The organism is Limnohabitans sp., from assembly GCF_044373035.1.
In the GTDB taxonomy this organism is placed as follows: domain Bacteria; phylum Pseudomonadota; class Gammaproteobacteria; order Burkholderiales; family Burkholderiaceae_C; genus Limnohabitans_A.
This window is the reverse complement of the sequence record NZ_JBILQU010000122.1, coordinates 1-6,964: the sequence shown is the minus strand read 5'-3', so window position 1 is coordinate 6,964 and position 6,964 is coordinate 1. Positions and strand designations below refer to the sequence as shown.

The 6,964-nt window shown below is 62.6% G+C and carries 4 protein-coding genes; all 4 read left to right on the top strand.

Annotated features, from left to right (window positions below):
* The first annotated feature begins 114 nt into the window (after positions 1 to 114).
* The gene (locus tag ACIQ47_RS13735; protein ID WP_396438654.1) at positions 115 to 741 is read left to right on the top strand and encodes a hypothetical protein; all 627 of its coding nucleotides are present in this window, start codon (positions 115 to 117) and stop codon (positions 739 to 741) included.
* Positions 738 to 1,469: a hypothetical protein gene (locus tag ACIQ47_RS13730; protein WP_396438653.1), complete on the top strand. Its 732-nt coding sequence runs from the start codon at positions 738 to 740 to the stop codon at positions 1,467 to 1,469. Before ACIQ47_RS13735 ends, ACIQ47_RS13730 begins: the two co-directional genes overlap by 4 nt.
* A gap of 64 nt (positions 1,470 to 1,533) precedes the next feature.
* On the top strand, positions 1,534 to 3,054 hold the full coding sequence (locus tag ACIQ47_RS13725) for a hypothetical protein (protein ID WP_396438652.1): 1,521 nt from the start codon (positions 1,534 to 1,536) through the stop codon (positions 3,052 to 3,054).
* Positions 3,055 to 3,157: 103 nt separating this feature from the next.
* Positions 3,158 to 6,964: beta strand repeat-containing protein (locus ACIQ47_RS13720; protein ID WP_396438651.1), on the top strand; the 3,807-nt coding region annotated here is incomplete at its 3' end.

The following is a 6,964-nucleotide window of genomic DNA, read 5'->3' as shown; positions in this document are numbered from 1 at the left end:
TCAATAGTGGCGCTCTGGCTGAACAAAAGCTGCGTGCACACCCGGGCCAGGTGGTCCGATGGGTCATTGATCGCTGTTCCAAAACCCTGCCAACATCGTTAGGAGAAGTCTGAAGTGGAAGCCGCCAGCGCACAAGAATCAGAAGACACGATGTGGCAGGGCTATGTCTCTGTCATTTCGTGCCTGCTGCTGGCCCTGCTGCTGATCATGGCCATCCTCGCCATCGCATTGGTGCTGTCGAGTGCTGCAGAAAAAGCACAGTCCGAGCCGCCAATGCCAGCACCCACAGCAACAGCACCCCCAGCAACCGCACCCCCAGCAACCGCACCCAAAGCAACAGCACCACCAGCAACCAAGCCTTCCAGCCCAGGCCAAGCTGCGCGCTGGGCGATCAATTTTCCTGGTCAGACGGTGGACATTGCGCCTGCGCAACGCGCCCAATTTGCCGCCCAACTGAACATGGTCAGCCCCGAGGGCAACTGGCAGGTGTTTGCTTACAGCGAGCCAGGCAATTCATCGGCGCAGCGGCTGGCTTACATCCGGGTGCTGGCCACGCGCGACTTGCTCATTGAATCCGGCGTGTCAGCCAAAAACATTGAGCTGCAACTGCTGGACACCGACCCGGCGCTCACGCGCAGCCCAACGGCCAATGCCCAAGCCCTGGCGACCGAAGGCAAGGTCTTCGTCAAGCCCGGCAGTCTGCAAGCACCTGCAAACGTGACCCAAAAGGGGCAGCCATGAGCGGGGCAAGCCACCACGAAGAAGGCAGTTTCTGGCCAGCCTATGTGGATGCCATCACCAACGTCATGCTCAACATCCTGTTTGTGGTGGCGGTGTTTGCCTTGGCCCTGAACACCGTGGTGAAAGACGCGCCCAAAGAAAAACCCAACCAGAACGCCCAAAGCCCGGATCAACCAGCACCAGCAAAAGCACCCACGCAAACACCCGCACCAGCACCAGCAAAAGCACCCACGCAAACACCCGCATCCGCGTCCGCATCGCGGCCAGCGCCACAGAATCAAGACGCGCCACCCCAGCCTTTGTTTGTGCAAGAAAGCCCCCCCCAGGGCGGCGACAAGCCCGCTGCTGTGCGCTGGGCCATCTTGCGTCAAGACAGCGCGGGCGAAGGCCTGGTGCGCTTTGACTTTGGGCCCGGCAACTCCCGCCTCAGCGCTGCCGATGACAGCGCCGTGCGCGACACCCTGCGCAAAATTTCCACAGCCCAAACCGCCCCGCAGTGGCTCATTTGGGTCAGCGTGAACACGCGCAACGCCGTCGAGGCGCGCCAAGCCTATCAGCGCGCCATGGCGATACGCAACGCCCTGATCGATTCGGGCCAGCCCCCGCCAGCCATCGAAGTTCGGCTGCTGGACAGCGGGCAGGACCTGCAAGCCGCAGGCCAGCAAACCGTGTGGTTGGCGCGCAGCCAGCCAGGCAGCCCGCCAGGCAGCCCGCCCGCCCCCGGTTGAGCGCACGCCCCCCAAGCCCCGATTTTTAACGGCCCAAACCTTTCCCCACACTGAGAGCCCCCTGATGTCTATCGCCAAGTTATCAAAACAGCAGTACTTTTTCCGTGTGCTGGGGTACGGTGTGAACGCCATCGCGCCCACCATGATCGTCATCGTGGCTACGGTCACACTTTTCTGGAACGCGGTGGTGGCCTCCATCGTCTCCACGCCGCACCCCGAGGTGGTCTATCTTATTTTTGGGGGCTTCTTCATGGGGCTCATCCTGTCCTGGTACAGCCTGCTGCGCTTTATTCGGGAAGAGTCCTACTTGCGGCGCTGGCAAAAGACCGGCAAAGAAGACCGTGCCAGCCTGCTCGAAAGCACCCAATGGGTGCCCCAACTGTCGCCGCTGTACAACCTGTTGTCGGGCAAAGCGGTGCTGCCCCTGCGCATGCGCCAGGCCGCCGTAGAAAACGAGATGCTGGAGTTTGAAAAAAGCATTGGCAGCCAGCTCACGCTGCCGGGTTTTTTGGGGGGTGCCCTGATTGGTCTGGGCCTGGTGGGCACTTTCATTGGCTTGCTGGGCACGCTGGACGAGCTCGGCAACCTGTTTTCTGCGCTCATGGGCAACAGCTCGGCAGGTGCCACCCAGGCCGACATGTTCAAGGACATGCTGCAAAAGCTGCAAGCCCCCATGCGCGGCATGGGCACCGCCTTTGTGGCGTCCTTGTACGGCCTGATGGGCTCTTTGCTGTTGGGCATGGTGGTCATGTCGGTGCGCAAAACCGGCGGCCAGGTCGTCAAGGCCATCCGTGAAAGCGTGCGCGACTACGACTATGGCGCTGGCAGCGAGGGCGTCCTTGCCCTGCAAGCCGACACCGAACTGGCCTGGGCCGAATCCGAGCGCTGGAACGCCATGTTTCAGCAAATGCGCGAGCGCAATGAGACCCTCACGGCGCTGATGCTGCAAATGCAGGATGAAACCCGAGGCGTGCTGCGCTCAGCCGAAGACCTCAACCGCACCATGCGCGAGCGCAATGAGCTCGACGGCGTGATTGCGCGCGTCATTGCTGACGGCACCCAGATGGTGGCCAAAGCCACCGACCATTACCAAAGCCTGCTGGAGTCGGCCACGCAAACCCGTCAAGACATTCAGAGCATGGTGGCCGCCACCGTCAACATCAACCAGACCCTGCAAGAGCGCAACCGCATTGACGCCATGGTGCACCAGGTCATGGCCGCGGGGCCGCACTGGATGGACGCCTGGGACCAAATGGGCACCCAACTGCGGCAAATTCACCACCAGGACCAGACGCAACACCAGCAACACCGCGCCTTGCAGTCTGAGACCAACCTGCACCTCAAACTCATGGCCGAGGCCTTGGTGCGTTCAGAGGCCAGCCAGACCCTGCTGGGCAACCAACTGCTGCAAAGCCAAAGCCTGCAACAAACAGAACAACAAGCCCTGCGCGAGAGCCTGCTGGCTTGCAAAGACACCTTCGAAGAAATGGGTGCCAAGTTGCGCATACAGCTGGGCCTGCAGGCGCACGCTGCACCCGCCCAAGCCCAAGCCCAAGCCAGCCCCGGCGTGCCCGGCACGGACTGAGTGCCTGCGGATGCAAAAAATTCTTGAAGCCCCAGAGACGCGTATTTTTTTTGAAGTTCGAAGTTTGTTTTTTTGTTCGCATTGTTAGACAGGACATTTCACCATGGCTGATCCCAAAACCATCGCTGCAACCCAGGTCATCCGCTTGCCCATGCGTGCGGCAGAAATCGCCTCGGTGCGGGTGCTCGACACCGACCTGATCGTCATCCTCAAGTCTGGCCAGCGCGTGACCATCCGCGACGGCGCGCTGCGCGCCATGATCGACACCAACCTGCGCATTGCCTTTGCCGACGCCGAGATACGCGCCGCTGACTTGCTCAAACAAGTGGGCACTGTCCAGGCTGACGCCTTGTCCGACCTGTCGGTGGCCAGCAAAGACGCTGCCGATGCCGATGCCAGCAAAACGCCAGACGCCAACGCGCCCGGCAAACCGCTGGATGTGCTGAGCAGCAACGCAGACATCAAGAAAGACATGGCCGATTTCAGGGCCGAGCTGAAAACCGAAATGCAGTCCCAAATGTCTTCCTTGGCGCGCCAGGTCGAGACCATCAGCGGCAACATCGAAGGCAAACTGGCCCAAATCACCCAGCCAGAAGCTGCAAGCCAGGCCCCGGTGGCCCCCAAAAGTGGCTTTTTGGCCAACATTAACCCGGTCTGGGGCGCCTTGGGCGCCTTGGGCGCCTTGGGCGGCGCGGGCGGCGGCGGCGGGGGGGCTGCGGCTGACGCGCTGATCTCGCTGGTCCTGACGGGCACCATCACCCTGGGTCCGATGCTGGCCACCAACCAGTTGCGCGTGGTGGCTTATGACCGCGACGGCAGGACACTGGGCAGCGACGAAACGGTGGATGGTGCCACCGGCGCTTATGAAATCAAAATCACCAACGGCCACACCGGCCTTGTCATTCTCAAGGTGTTGGACGGCGACCCCAACGCACCCGACTACATGGACGAAGCCACCAAGACAGGCTTGAGCCTTGGCAAACCAGGGGGGCTGCCCGACCTGCGTGCCATCGTGCTGACCGAAGGCATTGTTCCCAAAACAGTCCACATCAACCCCCTGACCGAACTGGTGGCGGTCAAGGCGGGCATGGACGCTGGCGCGGTGGTCACCAACAAATCCAGCACAGAAATCATCGCCATCAGCAAGGCGCTGGCCACCACCCTCGAACTGAGCACCACAGGCCAACTGGTGTCGGACATTGCCGTCATTCCCACCATCAATCTGGACGGCACGGCCAATGCCAGCGCCAACAAGGCTGGCCAATTGCTGGACACCATCTCCCAGTTGGAAAAGTCAAACAACTTCACCAGCCCGACAAACGCCATCGCAGCGATGGCCAGCCAAATCAAGGACGTTGTCGACGGCGTAGCCGGATTTGTGAACCCCGCTGTCACCTCGGTGCCGCAGTTCTTGGTTGCCGTCATGCAAACGCCGCCCAGCATTTCTGGCGTGGCTTTCAGCGCCGACACCGGCGTCTCTGACACCGATTTGATCACCAGCACTGGCACCCAGAACATCACCATCACCTTCTCCAAACCGCTGGAGGACACGAGAACCCTGTCCTGGAAAACCACCGACGCCACGGTCTGGAACACGGGCGTTGCAGGCAATGGCACCAGCACCCTGGTTTTGAGCGGGGTGAGCCTGCCCGAAGGCAGCAAAACGCTTCAATTCAGGTACACCAGCGCATCCACCACCCAGGGCGAAACAGCGCAGGTCAATGCCGGGGTCAACCTGGCCTACACGCTCGATGCCCAGGCCCCCACCACGCCGGTGGTGAGCGGTCTGGTTTTGAGCGCCGACACCGGCATCAGCAGCGCCGACCTCATCACCAACACTGCGGCGCAAACCGTGACCGGCACCATCACCACCGTGGTGGCCAGCACAGAGCGCATTTTTGGCTCGGTCGATGACGGCGTCACCTGGAGCGAAATCACCAACCGCAGCACCGACAGCAGCGCGGGCAAAACCAGTTTCACCTGGAACGTCGCCGCCTTGGTCAATGAGACCGCCAGTGGCACCAAAAGCCTGGTGTTTCAGTTGCGAGACGCCGCTGGCAATGTCAGCGGCAGCAGCGCTTCGGTCCCTTACGTGCTGGACACCGCAGCGCCCACCGCCCCCACGCTGGCCCTGGGCACGGGCGTGTCCGATGGGGCCAGCGCCGCCGAAGCCACGGCCTCCGACGGCGTGGTCACCGTCACCGCCGAAGCCGGTGTCAGCGCCGTGGTCACCTTCAGCCGCTCGGGTGGCGGGACCGTGAGCAAGACGGTCACCGGCACCGGTTCTGCACAGGCGGTGACCCTGACCAGCGCCGATCTGAAGATCCTGGGCGATGGCAGCATCAGCGTCGGCGCCACCCAGACCGACAAAGCGGGCAATGTACAAACCGCAGCGGCGGCAAACGTCACCTTCAACCTGAGCCTATCCGCTCCGCTCGCCCCCACGCTGGCCCTGGGCGCGGGCGTGTCCAATGGGGCCACCAGTGCCGAAGCCACGGCCACCGGCGGCGTGGTCACCGTCACGGCACAAACCGGTGCCAGCGCCGTGGTCACCTTCAGCCGCTCGGGTGGCGGGACCGTGAGCAAGACGGTCACCGGCACCGGTTCTGCACAGGCGGTGACCCTGACCAGCGCCGATCTGACGAGCCTGGGCGATGGCAGCATCAGCGTCAGCGCCACCCAGACCGATAAAGCGGGCAATGCACAAACCGCACCGCCTGCAAGCATCACCTTCACCCTGGACAGATCGGCGCCGACCGCCCTCACGCTGGCCCTGGGCACGGACGTGTCCAATGGGGCCAGCAGTGCCGAAGCCACCGACACAGGCGTGGTCACCATCACGGCAGAAAACGGCGCCAGCGCCGTGGTCACCTTCACCAGGGGCGCGAACACGGTGACGAAGACGGTCGCCGGCACGGGTTCTGCACAGGCCGTGACCCTGACCAGCACCGATCTGACGACCCTGGGCGATGGCAGCATCAGCGTCAGCGCCACCCAGACCGATGCAGCGGGCAATGCACAAACCGCAGCGGCTGCAACCACCACTTTCTTTCTGGACACCAAGACGCCGGACAACAGCATCGACCTGAGCACCCTCACCATCTCATCAGACACCGGCACACCGGGTGACTTCAACACCGCCACCAAAACACAAACCATCGGTGCCACATTGGGCAAAGCGCTCATCGCCAGCCCGGCGGCCAACCTTGAAACCCTCTGGGGCAGTGTGGACAACGGCGACAACTGGACAGACCTGAATGGCAGCATTGCCAACCGCACAACCGGTGGGCGCGTTCTGGAATGGAAGGATGTGGACCTGATCGAGGGCAACAACACCATGGTCTTCAAGATCACCGACCTGGCTGGCAACACCCTGGCAGGCTTGGGCAGCCGAGCTTATTTTTTAGAATCCGCGCCCCCGCCACCCATCCTGACGTTGCAAGCAGACACCGGGCCCAACGGCACCACCAACGCCGACGGCATCACCAGCAACGGGCGCTTTAACGTCACAGATGTCCAAACTGGCTCTACCTGGCAATACAGCCTGACCCAGGGTAACACCTGGTTATCGGGTAGCAACGACTTCTTTATCGCCCCCGCAGGCAGCTATGCCTCGGGTGCCATCCAGTTGCGCCAGACCAGCAGCGGTGGCCTGCTCAGCGGGGTAGCCAAAACCTCCAAAGCCATCACCATTGACACCAGCGCGGCTGCCCCCACCCTGGCGCTGGCCGCAGACACCGGCACCCCCGGCGACTTCATCACCAACAACGGCACCATGAACGTCACGGGCCTGGAAACCGGGGCCACCTGGCGCTACAGACTGGGCAGCGGTGCTTGGCAAACCGGCGGCGCGGTGGTGGCGGGCAGCAGCAGCTTTGTGCTGCCCAGCGGAACAAGCCAGAGCGGCACC

What these genes read in the sequence shown, in the direction of transcription:
- ACIQ47_RS13730 (WP_396438653.1), top strand. Translation starts at nt 738, where the DNA reads ATGAGCGGGGCAAGCCACCACGAAGAAGGCAGTTTCTGGCCAGCCTAT.
- ACIQ47_RS13725 (WP_396438652.1), top strand. Translation starts at nt 1,534, where the DNA reads ATGTCTATCGCCAAGTTATCAAAACAGCAGTACTTTTTCCGTGTGCTG.